Source organism: Mesorhizobium sp. dw_380, assembly GCF_018588885.1.
In the GTDB taxonomy this organism is placed as follows: Bacteria; Pseudomonadota; Alphaproteobacteria; order Rhizobiales; family Rhizobiaceae; genus Mesorhizobium.
In genome coordinates this window covers 1-16,807 of sequence record NZ_JAFFIW010000046.1, presented here as the reverse complement: position 1 = coordinate 16,807, position 16,807 = coordinate 1, and the positions used below count along the sequence as shown (strand labels likewise).

The window sequence follows — 16,807 nt, the reverse complement described above, 5'->3', positions numbered from 1 at the left end:
TGCCGTCCGCCGACAAAGTTTCGGTGTCTGCCGCGACCGGCACCGCGCGGATCCACTGGCTCAATCGCCGACTGTAGACATCGGGCCTGCAATCACCCAATCTTGGCCCCGGGAACAAAACAGGCGCTTCAAAGAAAGCGCACCGGGTGCTCATGGAACGACGATGGACATTGTATGATCCGCGGCTGGCCTGGATGCTGGTCGCGCCGGTGCTCCTGCTGCTGATCTTCTTCCTGGTGCTGCCGATCGCGGTGATGGCCGCCTACACCTTCTTCACCTTCGTCACCGCCGGTGTGGAGACCAGCGCGCTGACGACCGCGAACTGGCACGAATTCCTGACCGACAGCTACTATCACGGCTTCCTGCTGAAGACGCTGAGGGTTGGCGCCATGACGGCGCTGCTCTGCGGCGTGCTGGGCTATTTTCCCGCCTATTTCATCTGGGCGACGACGTTCAAACACAAATGGCTGCTGCTGCTTTTGCTCATCGTGCCGTTCTGGATCAGCTTCACCATCCGGACATTCTCCTGGATCAACATCCTGGGCGAACAGGGCGTCATCAACGTTGCGCTGCTGAAACTAGGCATCATCAACGAGCCTTTGCCGATGCTTTACAACGAGGGCGCGGTGATCCTCGGGCTGCTGCACTTCCTGCTGCCCTACATGATCCTCAACGTCTATGTGAGCCTCGAGGGCATCGACCGCACGTTGATCTCGGCGGCCCGCTCGATGGGCTGCACCAGCGCGCAGGCGTTCCGCGAGGTCACGCTTCCGCTTTCGCTGCCCGGCCTGGCGGCGGGCCTGCTGCTCTGCTTCGTGCTCGCGGCCGGCAGCTATGTGACGCCGCAGCTTCTCGGCTCCGGCCGCGACGCGCTGTTCGGCAACCTGATCTACGACACCATCATGGGCGAGCTGAACTGGCCGATGGGCGCCACGCTCTCGATCGTGCTGTTCGTCGTGCTCGGCTTCTTCGCCGCCATCTACACCCGCTACATGGGCATGTCGCAGATCGTCAAAGGACTTGCTGGATGATGGGGGTTGGTCGGATGAAGGCGCGGCGAAAAGAGGAAGGCAGATGGGCCTGGCGGCTGACTGGCTTCGTCACGCTCTGCGTCTACATCTTCATGTTCGCGCCGATCGCCGCGACGGTGATCCTGTCGTTCAACGCCTCGATGTTCGGCGGCTTCCCGATGACGGGTTTTTCCCTGCAATGGTACGCCAAGCTGATGGGGAATGAGCAGGTGCTGACCGCCTTCCGCACGTCGCTGTGGATCGCATTGGTCACCGCCGCCGCCACCACCGCAATAGGCGTGGTCACGGCGTTTGCGCTGGTGCGCTTCGAATTCCGCGGCAAGCAGGCGCTGAGCACGCTGGTGATCCTGCCGGCGCTGGTGCCCGAGACCATCCTTGGCGTCGGCCTGTTGGTGCTGATCAAGGCGGTCGACCAGCCGAGGACGATGCTTCTCCTGGTGCTCGGCCATATCATGCTCGCCGTGCCCTATGTGGTGCTGATCGCGCAGGCGCGCATGGTCGGCATAAGGCGCGTCTATGAGGAGGCGGCGCTCTCGCTCGGCGCCTCGCGCTTTTCGTCCTTCCGCGAGATCACGCTGCCGCTGCTCATCCCCGCCGTCGTCGGCGGCGCGCTGCTCGCCTTCACCATCTCGTTCGACAACACGTCGGCCAGCCTGTTCTGGCGGCCGGCGGGCGTCGAGACCATGCCCACCCAGATCCTTTCGATGCTCAAGATCTCGATCAGCCCGGAGATCAACGCGCTCGGCACCGTGATGATCCTGGTGACGGTCGGCATCCCGCTGCTCGGCGGCCTGATCCTGCAAAGCCTGACCAGATTGAAAAGACGCGGCCAACCCAAGGAGGAAGCACGATGAAACTGTCCAACGGCAAACGGCTTGAACGGCTGCACGATAGGTATCTCAACGGCGATCTGAGCCGCCGCACTTTCCTGACGCTGACCGCTGCCGCCGCGGCCGCGGCCGGCCTCGACATGCCCTGGATGAGGCAGGCGCTCGCCGCGGTCGAAGAGGTTCGCTTCGACGGCTGGGGCGGCACGGTGCAGGATGCGATCGACAAATATGCCTTCAAGCCCTACACGGCCAAGACCAAGATCAAGGTCGTCCAGGGCACGTTCGGCGACGAGGACGAGATCATCACCAAGATCAAGACCGCCAAGCCCGGCGACTACCAGGTCATCCATTCCTCTGGCGTCAACTACTACATCAAATACGTGAATGCCGGGCTCACCTCCGAGATCAACGAGGCCAACATTCCCAACATGGTGAATGTGCTGCAGCCGATGATCGATCCGTTCCGCAAGCTGACGCCGAAACTCTCGGCCGTGCCTTACGATTACGGCACGACTGGCATTGCCTACAACACCAAGGTGATCTCGCCCGAGGAAGCCAAGGAAAAGGGTGCCGCACTCCTGCTCGACAAGAAATATGCGGGCAAGGTCGGCGGCTATAACGACATGACCACGCGCGTCTGGTACGCGGCGCTCGCCACCGGACAGGATCCCAACAACCTCAAGGACATGGACGCGATCTGGGCCAAGGTGCGCGAGACGCGCGACCTCGCCAAGAAGTTCTGGAGTTCCGGCGCGGAGCTGATGGACCTGCTTTCCAAGGGCGAGATCGTGGTGACCGACGCGTGGTCGGGCCGCGTTGCCGCTTTGCAGGACCAGGGCCTTCCGATCGGCTATCTCGATCCCGCCGGTTCCTATGCGTGGATGGAGGACATGCTGATCCTGAAAGGCTCGCCAATGGCCGAGTGCGAGGAACTGATCAACTTCATGCTCGAGCCGGCGACCTCCATCGCGGTGGCCGAGGGCCAGAGCTATCCGCCGTCGCTCGACCCGACAAAGGTCAAGCTCACCGAGAAGATCGAGAAGCTGCCGGCCTTCGACAAGACGGGCACGATGAAATCGCTGACCTTCGCCGATCCGGTCTACTGGGCGACCAATGAGGACGCCTGGGCCAAGCAGTGGAACAGGATCTCGAAAGGTGCCTGACAGCCATGACCTTTCAGAAGTGCCCCGGCCGGCAGCGGCCGGGGTGGCCAGGGCCGGCGTGGGCGGATCCGCTGCGGGCGGCGGCGAGACGAGCCGGCCGGCGGTCGAGTTCCGCGACATCGACATCGCCTATGGCAAGTTCGTCGCCGTGCGCGATTTCTCGCTCTCGATCCGCAAGGGCAGCTTCGTCACCCTGCTCGGGCCTTCGGGCTGCGGCAAGACCACGATCCTGCGCTCCATCGCCGGCCTGGTCGACATTTCGGGCGGCCAGATCATGATCGACGGGCGCCGGGTCGACGACGTGCCGATCTACAAGCGCAACATCGGGCTGGTCTTCCAGAGCTACGCGCTGTTCCCGCACAAGAACGTGTTCGACAATGTCGCCTTCGGCCTGAAATACCGCAATGTGCCGAAGCCCGAGATCGCGCGCAAGGTCGGCCAGGCGCTCGAAATGGTGCGGCTGCCGGGCAGCGAGAAGAAGCTGCCGTCGCAGCTGTCGGGCGGGCAGCAGCAGCGCATCGCGCTCGCCCGCGCCATCGTCTTCGAGCCGCAGGTGCTGCTGCTCGACGAGCCGCTATCGGCGCTGGACGCCAACATGCGCGAGGAGATGCGCGTCGAGATCAAGAAGATCCAGAAGGAAACCGGCATCACCGCCATCTTCGTCACGCACGACCAGGAAGAAGCGCTCTCCATGTCGGATCGCATCGTGGTGATGAACGCGGGCGCTGTGGAGCAGATCGGAACCCCGCAGGAGGTCTACGAAACACCGGCCACGGCCTTCGTCGCCGACTTCCTTGGCAAGGCCAACATGCTTGCCGGGACCGTGAGCAAATCCGACGGGGCGACGGCGGTCGTGCTCGCCGCCGGCCAGACGGTCAATGTGGTTTGCCCAAGGCCGCTTGCCCCCGGCAGCAAGGTCACTATCGTCGTGCGGCCGCAGAAACTGTCGGTCGGCGCGGCGGTGAGCGCTAACCGACTGTCCGGCCGCGTCGTCTCGGCTTCGTATCTGGGCGGCAGCGCAATCTACGAGATCGACGTCGGCGGCAAGACCAGCATCCGCGCCAACGCGCCGATCAGCGGCCGCGTCCTTCGCGAAGGCGAGGCGATCGATCTTGGATTCGATCCCGAAGGCTGCGTTCTGCTCGACGAGGACGGTCAGCGGATTTCGTGACCCGCGTCGCCCAGGCGTCGGGCTTCATTGTCTCGCGGGCATGCGGTTGGGGTGCCTGAGATGGGTCGGCGTGATGCCGGTCTGCTGGCGGAACACGCGGCTGAAATGGCCGGCATTGGTGAAGCCGCAGCGATAGGCGATGTCGCCGATCTGCAGGTCGCTGCCTTCCAGAAGCGACTTCGCCTGATGCACCCTGAGCGCCAGGTATGCCGCCATCGGGCCGATGCCGAGTTCGATGCCGAAAAGACGCTCGAGCTGACGCCGCGAGCAGTTCAGCCGGCTTGCGATCTCGCTGACCGACAGCGTCTCCTGGAGATTGCTCTCCATCAAAAGCAAGGCGCGCTTCACCGCGCGGCTCGATGCCTCGGGAAACAGGTCGCCGACGGGCTGCACGTCCCTGCTGCCTCTGATCCGGTCGAGCACCAGGATCTTGGCGGCTTTTTCCGCCGCCTTCCGGCCGATGAACTCAGACACGAAATGGCCGGCGAGGTCGGCGGCGCCCGTGCCGCCGGCGCATGTCGAACGGCCACGGTCGACGGAAAACAGACTGTCGGCATGGGCGTTGACCTCCGGAAACTGGTTGCGGAAGTCCTTGATGTGGAACCAGCTGACAGCGGCGCTGTAGCCATCGAGCAGGCCGTAGCGCGCGAGCACGAAGCTTCCCGTGCAGAGCGCCGTCAGCGGCACCCCCTTCTCTGCGGCGCGCAGAAGGAAGGCCTCCTTGTCGGAACTCAGGCTGCGGTTGGTGTCGAGCAGGCCGCCGACCACGACGACGTTGTCGAAATCCTCGGGATGGCCGATCCCCCTTGTCGGCAGCAGTTCGACGCCGCAACTTGCCCGGATCGGCAGGCCGTGTTCGCCGACGATCTCCCAGTCGAACTCTATCCTGCGGCTGCGGTCGCCCTCGTCACCCGCCAACCGCAGCGTGTCGATGAACAGCGACAGCGGCGACAGCGTGAAGTCGCGCACCAGCAGAAACGCAAACCGCCTGGCCATTGTGTATCCGGAACCGTTGCCTCTTCCGTGCCGAGGCCCTTTATCACCGATCTCCACGGTATGGCATAGGTGCGCGCCCGACGCTTCTCAGAGCGGCCGCGAGATGTCGGAGATGAGATTGATGGCCTCGGCATGAGATACCCAAAAGGAAGCGTGATGTTACTCGCAGCCTCGACATCCGACTTGAATTTTTTCCCCTAGGTATTGATGACAGGCGGGACTAGCATACGGGCTGACTGGGGGTGTGCGATGACAGACGCCTCGATACGCCGAGCGGACTTCATGATGGTCCTGGCTTATGCTTCGGATCTCGCCACCGGCCACTCTCGCGACTTCGCGCTGAAATCCTGTGTGCTTGCAATGCGGATCGCAGAGCTTGCGGGTGTTTCCGATGAGGTTCGGCGCAATGCCTACCACCAGTCGATGCTGCGCTATGTCGGCTGCAATGCCGACACGGACCTGCTGTCAGCTACCTTCGGCGACGAAATCGCGCTCCGCCAGGATCTTGTCGGTCTCGACATGGGCAATCGTGCGGAACTGGGCAGGGTCTTCGTGCAGGCCTTCAAGCGGTTCTACTACGATCTCGAGCCTGACGCGCAGGCCAGGGCGATCGAGGCCGCGATGTCGCAGGCGCTCGCGGTGGCGCGCCCGGTGCTCACCGCGCATTGCGAGGTCGCGCAGCGGATCGGCCAACGGCTTGGCCTTTCCGAGGAGATCCGGCGCAATCTCGGGCAGATCTACGAACGCTGGGACGGCAAGGGGCTACCGCGTGGACTGAGCGGCGAGGATGTCCTGCCGGCCGTACGCCTGATCACGCTGGCGCAGGATGCCATCGCGCTCAGCGAAGCCGTCGGCATCGAGGGGATGGCCGAAACCATCGCCAGCCGCGCCGACGGCCCATACGAGGCGGCTCTGGCCCAGCTCGTCTCGGCCAACGCGTCGGAGCTTATGCAGGGCATCGGCGCGACGGTCGACCGCGAGACGATCCTGGCGCTTGAGCCCGATCCGCCGGTGACGCTAGACGAAGCAGCCTGCGACGAGGCTTTCCTCGCCATCGCTGACATGATCGACATGCGCATGCCGCTTACGCAAGGCCATTCGCGGATGGTGTCGGAACTGGCCGAGGGTGCGGGAGAACGGATGGGGTTGCCCGCCGCTGACGTTCTTGCACTGCGCTGGTCGGGCTGTATCCACGACATTGGCGAACTCGTGGTGCCGGTGGCGACCTGGATGCGCAACGGCCCGCTGTCGGTGCGCGAACGCGACGCGGCGCAACTGCACGCCTATTACGGCGAGCGGGCGCTGACCTCGTTCGGTCGCGAGGGCGAGGCGATGGCCGGACTCGTCCTGCGCCATCACGAACGCCTGGACGGCTCGGGCTATCACCGCAAGGTCCACGGCTCCGACCTGTCCCCGGCGGCGAGGATCCTGGCCGCTGCCGAAGCATTCCAGACGTCGCGAGAGGAACGCCCTCACCGCCGGGCACTGTCCAGTGAGGCGGCGGCAACCCAGTTGCGTGTTGCCGTTCGCGAGGGCTGGATCTGCCCTGACGCCGCCGAGGCCGTGCTGTCCTTCGCCGGGCAGCCGTCGCGCCGGGCGCCGCCCCGGCCGCTGGCTGGAATGACGCCGCGCGAAATCGAGGTGCTGCGCCTGATCGCCGCCGGCCTTACGGCGAAGGAAGCGGCGCGCAAGCTGGATATCGCGCCCAAGACCGCCGACCACCATATCCAGAGCGTCTATGCCAAGATCGGCGTAACCACCCGCGCCGCGGCAGCGCTCTATGCGGTCGAGCATGGTCTTGTCCGACCGGGCGAAACGCAGGCATAGGGAATCCACCCCATGTGCGCCCGCTCGCGGGCGCGCATCGTGATCCTGTCGACGGACCAATGGTGGCCGCGACCGACAGGAGGAAATCAGATGCTTCTCGCAACGACCAAGGTGGCGGACGTCGACCGCTTCATCCATGTCTTTTCGACCAAGGGCGCCGACAAGCGCCGGCTGCACGGCTCGAACGGCGCGACCGTCTTCCGCGACCCCAGCGAGCCCGACCGCGTCTGGGCGATCTTCGACTGGGACGCCGAGGGCTGGAAGAATTTCGTGTCGGATCCGGAGGTGCCTGCGATCCTGCAGGAAGCCGGCCATGTCGGCAAGCCGCAAGCGGCACTGCTCCTCGGCCACTACGAGGCCTGAGGTCCCGCGCTGAGCGCCGCCCGCCGCCCGGCGGCGGCGCGCCCAATGAACCCAGAGATTGGAGAAATCAAATGGATACGAAACCCATCAAGATCGGCCTTATTGCCGAACTCACTGGCCCATTGTCTTTCATGGGCATCGCCAATGCGAACCTCGCCACCATGCTCGTCGACGATATCAACACCGGGGGCGGCTTGCTCGGTCGGCCGCTGAAGCTTGTCATCGAGGACGGCGAAACCGTCGATGGCGTCGCCAAGGCAAGGGCAGCGAAACTGATCGACGTCGACAAGGTCGATGTTGTCATCGGCGGCATCTACAGTTCGACCCGCCAGGCCATCAAGAGCGAGGCGGTGACGCGCGGCAGGACGCTCTACATCTACACCGAGCAGTACGAGGGGCAGGAAAACGATCCCCTGATCTTCTGCACCGGGCCCGTGCCCGCACAGCAGGTCGAGCCGCTTATCCCATGGTTCATAAATACCACCGGGGCGAAGAAATTCTACCTGCCGTCGGCCGACTACATCTGGCCCCATCTGCTGAACAAGGCGGCCAGCCGGGTGGTGCGCGCCAATGGCGGCGAGATCGTCGGTGAGGAGTATTTTCCGCTCGATACCATCGATTTCCGGCACACGGTGCGGCAGATCATGGCAAGCGGCGCCGAGGTCGTATTCAACACCCTCGTTCCACCAGGCTTGACGCCGTTCCTCGACGAACTGCACAAGGCCGATTTCGGCAAGCGGGGCGGCAAGATCATCTGCACCTACTTCGACGAGAACTTCTTCAATCTCGTTCCGTCGGAGCAGATCGAGGGCCTCTACAGCTGCCTCGACTACTATCAGGAACTCGACGATCCGTTTGGCCGAGCGCTATTGCGTCGCTACAAGGACCGGTTCCCCGGCAGCGCTATGTTGACCGCGGGCAGCGGCTGCACCGGCCACTACCGCGCGATCAAAATGTGGGAAGCGGCGGTGAACGAAGCAGGCACGGTCGAGCGCGACGCGGTCATCCGAGCGCTCGATCACGCTCGGATCAGCGAGGGCCCGGGCGGCCCGGCCGAAATGGTTCCCGGCCAGCACCATGTCCGCATGAACATGTACATCGCGCAGGCGCAGGGCGGTCGATTCCGCGTTGTAAAGAATTTGGGTCTGATCGATCCCAACGAGCGGGTGCTGAGCGAATTCGAACTGAACAAGGCGCGCTAGCTTGCCCATCACCGTTCGTCCGATGGCGAGGGCGGCTGGCCCTCGCCATCGCTGGACCAATAGTGATTGTACCAGTCTAATCTCAGAACGGCTTCTCGCCCTTCTCGCTTCCATACAGCTTTTGCATGGATTTCCCGCAGTTTGACCTCAGGCGAAGTACGGCCTGCCTTCAAGCGCGCTTTCGCCACTCAGCTGACGGTCTCCACGCCGCAACGGCGGGCGGAGGAGGCTGGGCACTCCGCTTCGCGCGGAAAAAACGGCTGCTACGGGTATTTCCCCCGATTGGCATCCGCGGGCTCGGATCGCCCTCCAGCTCCTTCGGCAGCGGCAGGCTTGAGCATTGCAGGTGCACGGTGCGGGCGAACAGTTTTCGTTGCTTCTGCTCGTGCTCCTTGGTGGCCGCTATGATGCCCAGTCCGTAGGGGCCAAGTGCTGCGAATTCCCAGCCCGGGTGCTGTTTTTCGCGAACCTCGTAGTCCGAAGCCTCCGCGCGGGCCTGCTGGCATTGCGGCGACGCCCATTTCTGGTCTTGCTGCGAAAGCGACGCGCCATAGTCGACCGGAGAGGTCGCGCATCCAGCCACCGTCGCGGCCAATGCGGACATTGCAATTCTCGCAAATCTCAATCCCGAACCCTTCCCGCAATCATGTGGAGAGTACACAGAACTCTGGTCTCCACAAAGAGACCGCATCGATGAGCCAGGTCCGATACGGCTGGCCGTCAAAACGGCCATTCGCCGTGGTCTTCCCACAGCCAGATTCAGACCGCCTACCTGGAACAAATGACGGGCGAGACTGTTCAGTTGTAACGTTGATCCAACGCTGACCCCGGCCGGCAAAGCGCCAACCTTGAGGAGCTTTCATCATGAACATTTCGTCCGGATTCCGATCAATCGCGGTTGCCGCCATGGCCATCGCGGGCGCCAGTGTTGCCAGCGCCGCGCATGCCGACAGCGGCAAGATCAGCTTCGCCGTTTACAAGGCCGCCTTCTTCGTCGGCGGTTCCGGAGGCGAAGGCACGCTGACCTTCCACGGTCGCCGCTATCCCATCTCGGTCGGCGGCATCTCGGGCGGCCTCGCCTTTGGCGTTTCCAAGACCTATTTCCAAGGCACCGTGCGCCACATCAGGCGCGCCCGGGATGTGACGGGCGTATACGGCGCGGCGGGCGGTGGCGGTGCGCTCGGCAGAGGCGCCCAGGTGATCGTCATGACCAATGACAAGGGCGCCCAGCTCCAACTCACAGGCAGACAGGTGGGCATGCAGGTCAACGCCGATCTCAGTGGGATGAGCATCACGGTGAAGTAAAATCAGCTCCGCAGCCCCGGCGCTTCCTGCCCCGTGCGCTCGACATATTCGGTGTAGCCGCCGCCATAGGTGTGGATGCCGTCCGGCGTCAGCTCCAGCACGCGGTTCGAGAGCGCGGCCAGAAAATGCCGGTCGTGCGAGACGAACAGCATGGTGCCCTCATACTGCGACAGCGCTTCGATCAGCATCTGCTTGGTGGCGATGTCGAGGTGGTTGGTCGGCTCGTCCAGCACCAGGAGATTGGGCGGATCGAACAGCATCAGCGCCATCACCAGCCGCGCCTTCTCGCCGCCTGACAGAACCCGGCATTTCTTCTCGATCTCGTCGCCCGAAAAGCCGAAGCAGCCGGCGAGCGCCCGCAGCGGCGCCTGCCCGGCCTGCGGGAAATTGTCTTCCAGCGTCTGGAACACGGTGCGCTCGCCCTCGAGCAGCTCCATGGCGTGCTGCGCGAAATAGCCCATTTTCACACTGGGTCCGCGCGCCACCGTGCCGTTGTCCGGGTCGGAAGCGCCGGCCACCAGCTTCAACAGCGTCGACTTGCCGGCGCCATTGACGCCCATGATGCACCATCGCTCGCGGCGGCGGACCTGGAAGTCGAGCCCCTCATAGATGGTGCGGCTGCCATAGGCCTTGTGCACGTTCTTCAAGGTGACGACATCCTCGCCGCAGCGCGGCGCCGGCTGGAACTCGAAATTCACGATCTGGCGGCGCTTGGGCGGCTCGACGCGGTCGATCTTGTCGAGCTTCTTCACCCGGCTCTGCACCTGTGCGGCATGGGAAGCGCGCGCCTTGAAGCGCTCGATGAAGGCGATCTCCTTGGCCAGCATCGCCTGCTGGCGTTCGAACTGCGCCTGCTGCTGCTTGTCGGCGATCGCGCGCTGCTGCTGGTAGAATTCGTAGTTGCCGGAATAGGCGGTGAGCGAACCGGCATCGATCTCGACGATCTTGTTGACGATGCGGTTCATGAACTCGCGATCGTGCGAGGTCATCAGCAGCGCGCCGTCATAGCCTTTGAGAAACTGCTCCAGCCAGATCAGGCTTTCGAGGTCAAGATGGTTGGACGGTTCGTCGAGCAGCATGACGTCGGGCCGCATCAACAGGATGCGCGCCAGCGCCACGCGCATCTTCCAGCCGCCGGACAGTTTTCCGACATCGCCGTCCATCATCTCCTGCGAAAAGCCGAGACCATCGAGCACTTCGCGCGCCCGGCCATCGAGCGCATAGCCGTCGAGCTCCTCGAAGCGATGCTGCGCCTCGCCATATTTCTCGATGATCTCGTCCATGCGGTCGGCCTGGTCGGGATCGGCCATGGCAGCCTCGAGTTCCGCCATCTCGGCCGCCACGTCGCTGACCGGCCCGGCGCCGTTCATCACTTCGGCGACAGCGCTATGGCCGGCCATGTCGCCGACATCCTGGCTGAAATAGCCGATGGTGACGCCGCGATCGACCTGCACCTGGCCTTCGTCCGGCTGCTCCTGCCCGGTCATCATGCGAAACAGCGTCGTCTTGCCGGCGCCGTTGGGCCCGACAAGGCCGATCTTCTCGCCCTTTTGCAAGGAAGCCGACGCCTCGATGAAGACAAGCTGACGGCCGTTCTGCTTGCTGATGCTTTCAAGTCTGATCATGCGTTTTCCGGACTGCGCTGAAAGGATTTGCCCGGCGCCTTACGCGAAGGATGGCACGGGGGGAAGAGGCAGAAGCGCCGCAGCGCTTTTACCCTCCCCCTTGTGGGGAGGGTCGGCGAACCGGCGTTGCGAAGCAACACCGGCGAGACGGGGTGGGGGTGCGGCGCTGCCCCCACCCCGCTCCGCTGCGCGGAGCGACCCTCCCCACGAGGGGGAGGGTAAGAGCCAGACACACTCCAGAAACAAGATTCAACACACCGGAAAAACTGGCGAAAAGATCGTCTGCGATAACCGCCCCGCGGCGGCCAGCGGTCGCCACACGACACAAAGAGATATGCCTGTAATGCAACGTTCGACCGGATGGATGGGTGCCCTGACCGGCATTTCACTCGCCATGCTTGCGGTCGCGCCGTCGGGCGCGGAAGCGGCGGTCACCCGGAGCGAATATTGCAGCCGGCTCGGTCTTCAACTCGACGGGGCCATCCAGACCAAGGCCGCCCCCGGTGCCAGTGCGAGCGAGATCGCGCAGGCAAGGGCACTCCAGGACAAGGCAAGCCGGTTCTGTGCCGAGCGCAAGCAGGCGCAAGGCATCCGCAGCTACGCCAACGCCCTGAAGCTTCTGGGCGTAACACCGGTCGACCTCGATCAGTGACAGCATAGCACTCCGTGGCGCCCCCCTCTGTCCGGCAGGACAGAGGGGGGCGTTCAAGCGCCGACATGTCCGAGCGGGTGCCTGAATGCTATTTCTTGCCCTGCGGATAGATCGTCTCGCCGCGCTTCAGCATCGCGACGAAGGTTTCGATCTTCTTCTTGCGGCCGGCCTCGGTCTTCATGTTGTGGACGCGAAAGGCGAGCGAGAAGCGGTTCTGCGCGCTGAGTTCTTCCAGCATCGCCTTCGCCTCGGGTTCGGCGTCGATCGCCGCCTGCAGATCGCTAGGGATCTTCATCTCCTTGCCGCTGCCATAGGCCCGCGCCCAGCGCCCGTCGGCCTTGGCTGCCTCGACCTGTTTTAAGCCATGCTCGGTCATGCGGCCCTCCTCGACCAGCCGCGCGACATTGTCGATGTTGATCTTGCTCCAGATGCTCTTTTTGCCGCGCGGCGTGTAGCGCTGCAGGAAGCTGTTCTCGTCCAGCCCCTTGCGCACCGCGTCGATCCAGCCGAAGCACAGCACGACGTCGATCGCTTCCTTCGGCGTGATCGACTTCAGCCCAGACCCCACCTTGTGCATCTTGATCCAGACTTCGGTTTCCGTGGCGTGGTGCTTTCCGAGCCAGGCATAGAAGCTCGCCGCGTCGGGGAATTCCCGGACTTTGTCGGGATCGACCTTGACCGGCGCCATCAGCCACTCTGCCCGCTCTGTGTTTTCGCTGGCGTCGCTGTCATCTTGCCTCCGGCATCGTAGCATTCCCGTATCTTAGTGTTGCCAGCTGTCAGTTTTCGTCAGCAGACGCACCAAGCCAAGCAACGGAACGCACCATCCATCGCCGCGTTCCCGCTTCAGTGCAACCGCTCCGTGGAGGATGCCGATGGCGATCCAGACCGTTTTCGCCCATGTCAGCTGCTCCGACCTCGAGGCCAGCATCGACTGGTACGAGAAACTCTTCGGCAAGCCGCCGCTGCGCCGGCCGATGCCGGGCCTGGCCGAATGGCAATTCACCGAAAGCGCCGAGGTGCAGCTCTTCGAGGACAAGGACAAGGCCGGCACCTCCACGCTGACGCTCGGCGTGCTGCCGCTGGCGCCAGAGCGGCAGCGACTGGTGAATGCCGGCCTCGAGCCGGGTGCGATCGAGGAAGCGGACAATTTCTGGATCATGCGGATGCGCGATCCCGACGGGAACCTGGTGGTGTTTGCCAGCGCGGAACGCGACTAGCGCAATTCCAGGAAAAGTGTGAAACGGTTTTCCGTCCGGAATTGCGTCAAAACAAAGAGTTAGAGCAGTTTGCCGTTTCCATGGAACGGTGAACTGCTCTAGCAGCTTGCCCTCTCCCTGCGGCGAGAAGGGGAAGCGCTGGCGCCTCCCCGTGCTGTGCTGTACCACAGCGGGTGCCGCACTCGGGGGACACGCCATGAGATTTCTGCTCCTCGCCTTTGCCCTCGCGCTCCCCACAACCGCCCTCGCCGAACCGATCGAAACCCAAAAAATCATCAGCGCAGCCGCCGGCGACTGGAACGGCGACGGTGCCATCGACCTGGCGATGATCGTCGAGACAGAACCCGGCGTTGCCATGGACATGCATTTTTTCCTCAGGGACAAGGATCACAATTTTCTCAAGCCTGCCGGCATTGTGCAGGAGCAGATGTATGGCGAATGGAACGGCTACGACCGGCCGGGCTACGAGGCGTCCTACATCGAGCCGGAGCTGACCGCGCTGCCAAACGGCTCGATCAAGCTCTACATACCGGGGATACCGACCAATGGCGCGCGGACCGACCAGACGCTGACAATCGCCTGGCGCAACGATGCCTTCGTCGTCGCCGGCTTTGCCTATGACTATCACAACTACATGAAGGACAATGTCGCCAGCGACTGCGACTACAATCTGCTGACCGGCAAGGGCAAAAGCAGCAAGATGCAGCCGGATGGCACCAGTGTGCACAGGACGGTGGCGGTGGAAGGCAAGGTCATCCCGCTCGCCGAGTGGGACAGCGGGGCCAGCTTTACCGATTGCGGGGAGTGAGCAGCCTCGCGCTTCGCGTCCGCAGCGCGCGGCGGCGCCCCCTGCTGTAAAAATCCCGCGAGGCTTGCCATGGTCCTGTTCGGACGCCGTTTTTCTCCCACCCTCGGAAAATGCCATGCGATCCCTGCTGTTCGCTCTTGCTCTCCTGCTCCCCACCATGGCGTTCGCCGAACCGATCGAAACCTAGAAGATCATCACCGCGGTCACCGGTGACTTCAACGGCGATGGCGCCGTCGACCTTGCCATGGTGGTCGAGACCGGGCCGACCGACCCGATGGACATCCATGTCTTCCTCAGGGACAAGGCGCGTTGAGCGAGGCGGCGCCTGCGCGGCGCGACCATCGGCATCTCCGATGACACCATCGGTTTCTTCCGTTTTCCCTTGGCGCCCTGACCTGCCAATCCCTGCCCTTGTTCCAATCCAGCAAAGGCAGAGCGGTTATGAACATCTCAAATCAGAAAATCCTGATCGTCGGCGGCGGCTCCGGCATGGGCCTGGCGCTTGCCCGGCGTTGCATCGAAGCCGGCGCCAAGGTCATCATCGCCGGGCGCGGCGAGCAGAAGCTGCAACAGGCGCGCGAGGCGCTGAGCAATCCAGCCGACATGGACGTGGCCGTCGTCGACATCACGCGGGAAGACGAGGTTGCGGCAATGTTCGCGCGCATCGGCGCCCTTGACCACATCGTCAGCACCGCGGCCGATATCGAAGGCGCCTACAGGCTCCTGCCGGAGCTTGATCTCGAGGCGGCGCAACGCGTGGTCGACAGCAAGCTCTTCGGCCCGCTGCTGCTCGCCAAGCATGGTGCGCCACAGCTTACGCCTGGAGGTTCGATGACTTTCGTCTCCGGCATCGCCGCCTACCGGCCGGCAGCGCGCGGCTCCATCGTCGCCGCCGTCAATGCGGCGCTCGAAGGGCTGGTGCGGGCGCTGGCCGTCGAACTCGCGCCGATCCGCGTCAACGCCGTCTCGCCCGGCTGGGTCGACACCACGATCTGGGAGCAGGTCGCCGGCGGCCGGAAGGCCGAGATGCTTGCTGCGATGGCGGAGCGGCTGCCCGTCGGCAGGGTCGGCCAGCCCGAGGACATCGCCGACGCCATTGCCTTCCTCATCGGCAATGGTTTCACCACCGGAACGACTCTGCATGTCGAGGGTGGCCACCGGCTGGTCTAGGGTCAGGACTCATTGATTCAGAGGAAGAGTTGACTGCTGACGCAGGCAACCTAGAGGCCGGTGAGCAATTTCTTAAGTAGAGCGTTAAGAGTTTCCTGCTCCGCCGGCGTCAGCACGGAGATTAATTGCTCTTCCAGCACCACCATTGGACCGATCAAATCGTCTATCGCGCGTTTGCCGCCGGTCGTTAGCGCAATTTGCTTGCCGCGCCGATCGTTGGGATCGGGGCGGCGTTCAACCAGCCCGGCGCGTTCCAGCCGGTCCAGGCGGCTCGTCATGCCGGCCGAGGAGATCATTGCCGATTCGTAGAGCTGAGTAGGTGAAAGCATATAGGGTTCACCGGCGCGCCTGAGTGGCGTGAGCACATCGAACTCACCTACATTCAGGCCTGCTTCTTTGAGCAGCGGGTTCATGTGATCGCGGATCACACGGGCGGCGGCATCAAGCAGACGACCTACAGTTTCAACAGGTAACATTGGAAGGTCGGGACGCTCGCGGGCCCATCCCTCAGCTGCGGCCTCGGCGCGATCCATGGCAAATATTCCCTCGACAAAATGTATCTTGCCATTAAGATACATTGCAGCTACTAACATGACAGGAAGACAATAGCGCAGCACTCAGCCCTGGAGAAGGAAAAATAGATGTCCAAAATGATTTTCGTGAACCTGCCTGTTCGTGACCTGTCGGCGTCGACGGCGTTCTACGTGGCGCTAGGCGGCACTGTGAACCCGCAGTTTTCGGGCGAGAAATCCACCTCGCTCATGTTCTCGGACACCATCGGGGTGATGCTGCTGTCCCATGACCACTACCGCGAATTCACGACGCGCCCAATCGGCGACGCACGGCGCGACAGCCAGGCTATGATCGTCCTCACTGTCGATGACCGCGACGCCGTCGATGCAACGCTGACCAGCGCTGTTGCGGCGGGCGGTCGCGCCGATCCCAACCCGGCACAGGATCTTGGCTTCATGTATAACCGCCACGTTGAAGACCCAGATGGCTATGTTTGGGAAATCGTATGGATGAACATGACGGCGAACGCCTGAACGTAGAAGGCTATGCAATGAGCGCGACCAATTAAAACAAGGCGTTGGATCGGTTCGTCGATTCACATCCTGAACCGGTTCGAGCGTCTCACGAAGCCGGCGTGTCGCGAGCGGCGGCGAGCAATTGCCGCAGCGCCGGCGGCTGGACGCGCCGGCGCCGCCAGACCATCGCCAGCGGCGCCGCCTGCGCCCGGCCGGGCCCCGCCAGTTCGACAAGCCCCCCCCGTCCGAGCGCGTCGCCGCCGGCAAGCCGTGGACCGAGGCTCAAACCGGCCCCGGCCCCGACACGCCGGCCAAGTGCGCCGCTGCGGCCCCCTCGCGCCCCCACCCCCGCCGCCGCCCTCCCCCCCGCCCAACACGCGTGGTCGCCCCGCCACCGACAGCGGCACACCGCCCCC

The 16,807-nt window shown here is 63.7% G+C and carries 19 protein-coding genes; 13 read left to right on the top strand and 6 right to left on the bottom strand.

Annotation, left to right across the window (positions count from 1 at the left end; all coding sequences use genetic code 11):
* Positions 1-152: 152 nt before the first annotated feature.
* The 4 genes from JT360_RS28545 to JT360_RS28530 are packed head-to-tail and all read left to right on the top strand — an operon-like array spanning position 153 to position 4,195.
* On the top strand, positions 153-1,031 hold the full coding sequence (locus tag JT360_RS28545) for an ABC transporter permease (RefSeq protein WP_214475993.1): 879 nt from the start codon (positions 153-155) through the stop codon (positions 1,029-1,031).
* A gap of 14 nt (positions 1,032-1,045) precedes the next feature.
* A complete protein-coding gene (locus JT360_RS28540) occupies positions 1,046-1,885 on the top strand; it encodes an ABC transporter permease (RefSeq protein WP_214476063.1) in 840 nt (279 codons plus the stop codon).
* On the top strand, positions 1,882-3,024 hold the full coding sequence (locus tag JT360_RS28535) for an ABC transporter substrate-binding protein (RefSeq protein WP_214475991.1): 1,143 nt from the start codon (positions 1,882-1,884) through the stop codon (positions 3,022-3,024). The genes JT360_RS28540 and JT360_RS28535 overlap by 4 nt, the downstream gene beginning before the upstream one ends.
* On the top strand, positions 3,017-4,195 hold the full coding sequence (locus tag JT360_RS28530; protein ID WP_214475988.1) for an ABC transporter ATP-binding protein: 1,179 nt from the start codon (positions 3,017-3,019) through the stop codon (positions 4,193-4,195). The genes JT360_RS28535 and JT360_RS28530 overlap by 8 nt, the downstream gene beginning before the upstream one ends.
* Positions 4,196-4,219: 24 nt before the next feature.
* Here the strand turns inward: JT360_RS28530 and JT360_RS28525 are convergent, their stop codons facing one another.
* Positions 4,220-5,191 carry a GlxA family transcriptional regulator gene (locus JT360_RS28525; RefSeq protein WP_214475986.1) on the bottom strand — a complete coding sequence of 324 codons (972 nt, stop codon included), beginning with the start codon at positions 5,189-5,191 and terminating at the stop codon, positions 4,220-4,222.
* Between the two features lie 249 nt (positions 5,192-5,440).
* On the opposite strand from JT360_RS28525, the gene JT360_RS28520 reads away from it, so the two are divergent.
* From JT360_RS28520 to JT360_RS28510, 3 genes are all read left to right on the top strand, one after another.
* On the top strand, positions 5,441-7,018 hold the full coding sequence (locus JT360_RS28520; protein ID WP_214475985.1) for an HD domain-containing phosphohydrolase: 1,578 nt from the start codon (positions 5,441-5,443) through the stop codon (positions 7,016-7,018).
* 90 nt (positions 7,019-7,108) lie between these two features.
* Entirely contained in the window at positions 7,109-7,381 is a 273-nt protein-coding gene (locus JT360_RS28515) for a hypothetical protein (RefSeq protein ID WP_214475983.1), read from the top strand.
* Between the two features lie 71 nt (positions 7,382-7,452).
* Positions 7,453-8,583, top strand: coding sequence for a substrate-binding protein (locus tag JT360_RS28510; RefSeq protein ID WP_214475980.1), 1,131 nt, complete (start codon positions 7,453-7,455; stop codon positions 8,581-8,583).
* Positions 8,584-8,752: 169 nt separating this feature from the next.
* Here the strand turns inward: JT360_RS28510 and JT360_RS28505 are convergent, their stop codons facing one another.
* The gene (locus tag JT360_RS28505; RefSeq protein ID WP_250889135.1) at positions 8,753-9,187 is read right to left on the bottom strand and encodes a hypothetical protein; all 435 of its coding nucleotides are present in this window, start codon (positions 9,185-9,187) and stop codon (positions 8,753-8,755) included.
* A 260-nt stretch (positions 9,188-9,447) separates the two neighbouring features.
* Here JT360_RS28505 and JT360_RS28500 point away from each other — a divergent pair, with 260 nt between their 5' ends.
* Complete coding sequence (locus tag JT360_RS28500) at positions 9,448-9,888, top strand: lipid-binding SYLF domain-containing protein (RefSeq protein ID WP_214475979.1); 441 nt, start codon at positions 9,448-9,450, stop codon at positions 9,886-9,888.
* Between the two features lie 2 nt (positions 9,889-9,890).
* On the opposite strand, the gene JT360_RS28495 is transcribed toward JT360_RS28500, so the two are convergent.
* Positions 9,891-11,513 (bottom strand): ABC-F family ATP-binding cassette domain-containing protein, encoded by a 1,623-nt coding sequence (locus JT360_RS28495; protein WP_214475977.1) that lies wholly within the window; start codon positions 11,511-11,513, stop codon positions 9,891-9,893.
* A gap of 343 nt (positions 11,514-11,856) precedes the next feature.
* Here JT360_RS28495 and JT360_RS28490 point away from each other — a divergent pair, with 343 nt between their 5' ends.
* On the top strand, positions 11,857-12,165 hold the full coding sequence (locus tag JT360_RS28490; RefSeq protein WP_214475975.1) for a hypothetical protein: 309 nt from the start codon (positions 11,857-11,859) through the stop codon (positions 12,163-12,165).
* Between the two features lie 88 nt (positions 12,166-12,253).
* Here JT360_RS28490 and JT360_RS28485 read toward each other — a convergent pair whose 3' ends face one another.
* On the bottom strand, positions 12,254-12,853 hold the full coding sequence (locus tag JT360_RS28485) for a YdeI/OmpD-associated family protein (protein WP_214475973.1): 600 nt from the start codon (positions 12,851-12,853) through the stop codon (positions 12,254-12,256).
* Between the two features lie 187 nt (positions 12,854-13,040).
* On the opposite strand from JT360_RS28485, the gene JT360_RS28480 reads away from it, so the two are divergent.
* The 3 genes from JT360_RS28480 to JT360_RS28470 all read left to right on the top strand — a co-directional run bounded on the left by JT360_RS28480 (position 13,041) and on the right by JT360_RS28470 (position 15,363).
* Positions 13,041-13,385, top strand: coding sequence for a VOC family protein (locus tag JT360_RS28480; RefSeq protein ID WP_214475971.1), 345 nt, complete (start codon positions 13,041-13,043; stop codon positions 13,383-13,385).
* Positions 13,386-13,581: 196 nt separating this feature from the next.
* On the top strand, positions 13,582-14,193 hold the full coding sequence (locus JT360_RS28475) for a hypothetical protein (protein WP_214475969.1): 612 nt from the start codon (positions 13,582-13,584) through the stop codon (positions 14,191-14,193).
* A 441-nt stretch (positions 14,194-14,634) separates the two neighbouring features.
* Complete coding sequence (locus JT360_RS28470) at positions 14,635-15,363, top strand: SDR family oxidoreductase (RefSeq protein ID WP_214475968.1); 729 nt, start codon at positions 14,635-14,637, stop codon at positions 15,361-15,363.
* Positions 15,364-15,413: 50 nt separating this feature from the next.
* On the opposite strand, the gene JT360_RS28465 is transcribed toward JT360_RS28470, so the two are convergent.
* Complete coding sequence (locus JT360_RS28465; protein WP_214475967.1) at positions 15,414-15,896, bottom strand: MarR family winged helix-turn-helix transcriptional regulator; 483 nt, start codon at positions 15,894-15,896, stop codon at positions 15,414-15,416.
* Positions 15,897-16,004: 108 nt separating this feature from the next.
* Between JT360_RS28465 and JT360_RS28460 the strand changes: the two genes are divergently transcribed.
* Positions 16,005-16,409, top strand: coding sequence for a VOC family protein (locus JT360_RS28460; protein ID WP_214475966.1), 405 nt, complete (start codon positions 16,005-16,007; stop codon positions 16,407-16,409).
* Positions 16,410-16,497: 88 nt separating this feature from the next.
* Here JT360_RS28460 and JT360_RS28455 read toward each other — a convergent pair whose 3' ends face one another.
* Positions 16,498-16,800, bottom strand: coding sequence for a LysR substrate-binding domain-containing protein (locus JT360_RS28455; protein ID WP_352128649.1), 303 nt, complete (start codon positions 16,798-16,800; stop codon positions 16,498-16,500).
* Positions 16,801-16,807 lie beyond the last annotated feature (7 nt).

Excerpts from the sequence above, each read along its gene's own strand:
- JT360_RS28475 (WP_214475969.1), top strand. The coding sequence starts at position 13,582 with ATGAGATTTCTGCTCCTCGCCTTTGCCCTCGCGCTCCCCACAACCGCC.
- JT360_RS28505 (WP_250889135.1), bottom strand. The coding sequence starts at position 9,187 with ATGTCCGCATTGGCCGCGACGGTGGCTGGATGCGCGACCTCTCCGGTC.
- JT360_RS28535 (WP_214475991.1), top strand. The coding sequence starts at position 1,882 with ATGAAACTGTCCAACGGCAAACGGCTTGAACGGCTGCACGATAGGTAT.
- JT360_RS28460 (WP_214475966.1), top strand. The coding sequence starts at position 16,005 with ATGTCCAAAATGATTTTCGTGAACCTGCCTGTTCGTGACCTGTCGGCG.
- JT360_RS28495 (WP_214475977.1), bottom strand. The coding sequence starts at position 11,513 with ATGATCAGACTTGAAAGCATCAGCAAGCAGAACGGCCGTCAGCTTGTC.
- JT360_RS28540 (WP_214476063.1), top strand. The coding sequence starts at position 1,046 with ATGAAGGCGCGGCGAAAAGAGGAAGGCAGATGGGCCTGGCGGCTGACT.
- JT360_RS28515 (WP_214475983.1), top strand. The coding sequence starts at position 7,109 with ATGCTTCTCGCAACGACCAAGGTGGCGGACGTCGACCGCTTCATCCAT.
- JT360_RS28545 (WP_214475993.1), top strand. The coding sequence starts at position 153 with ATGGAACGACGATGGACATTGTATGATCCGCGGCTGGCCTGGATGCTG.
- JT360_RS28490 (WP_214475975.1), top strand. The coding sequence starts at position 11,857 with ATGCAACGTTCGACCGGATGGATGGGTGCCCTGACCGGCATTTCACTC.
- JT360_RS28500 (WP_214475979.1), top strand. The coding sequence starts at position 9,448 with ATGAACATTTCGTCCGGATTCCGATCAATCGCGGTTGCCGCCATGGCC.
- JT360_RS28465 (WP_214475967.1), bottom strand. The coding sequence starts at position 15,896 with ATGGATCGCGCCGAGGCCGCAGCTGAGGGATGGGCCCGCGAGCGTCCC.
- JT360_RS28485 (WP_214475973.1), bottom strand. The coding sequence starts at position 12,853 with ATGGCGCCGGTCAAGGTCGATCCCGACAAAGTCCGGGAATTCCCCGAC.
- JT360_RS28520 (WP_214475985.1), top strand. The coding sequence starts at position 5,441 with ATGACAGACGCCTCGATACGCCGAGCGGACTTCATGATGGTCCTGGCT.
- JT360_RS28480 (WP_214475971.1), top strand. The coding sequence starts at position 13,041 with ATGGCGATCCAGACCGTTTTCGCCCATGTCAGCTGCTCCGACCTCGAG.
- JT360_RS28510 (WP_214475980.1), top strand. The coding sequence starts at position 7,453 with ATGGATACGAAACCCATCAAGATCGGCCTTATTGCCGAACTCACTGGC.
- JT360_RS28470 (WP_214475968.1), top strand. The coding sequence starts at position 14,635 with ATGAACATCTCAAATCAGAAAATCCTGATCGTCGGCGGCGGCTCCGGC.
- JT360_RS28525 (WP_214475986.1), bottom strand. The coding sequence starts at position 5,191 with ATGGCCAGGCGGTTTGCGTTTCTGCTGGTGCGCGACTTCACGCTGTCG.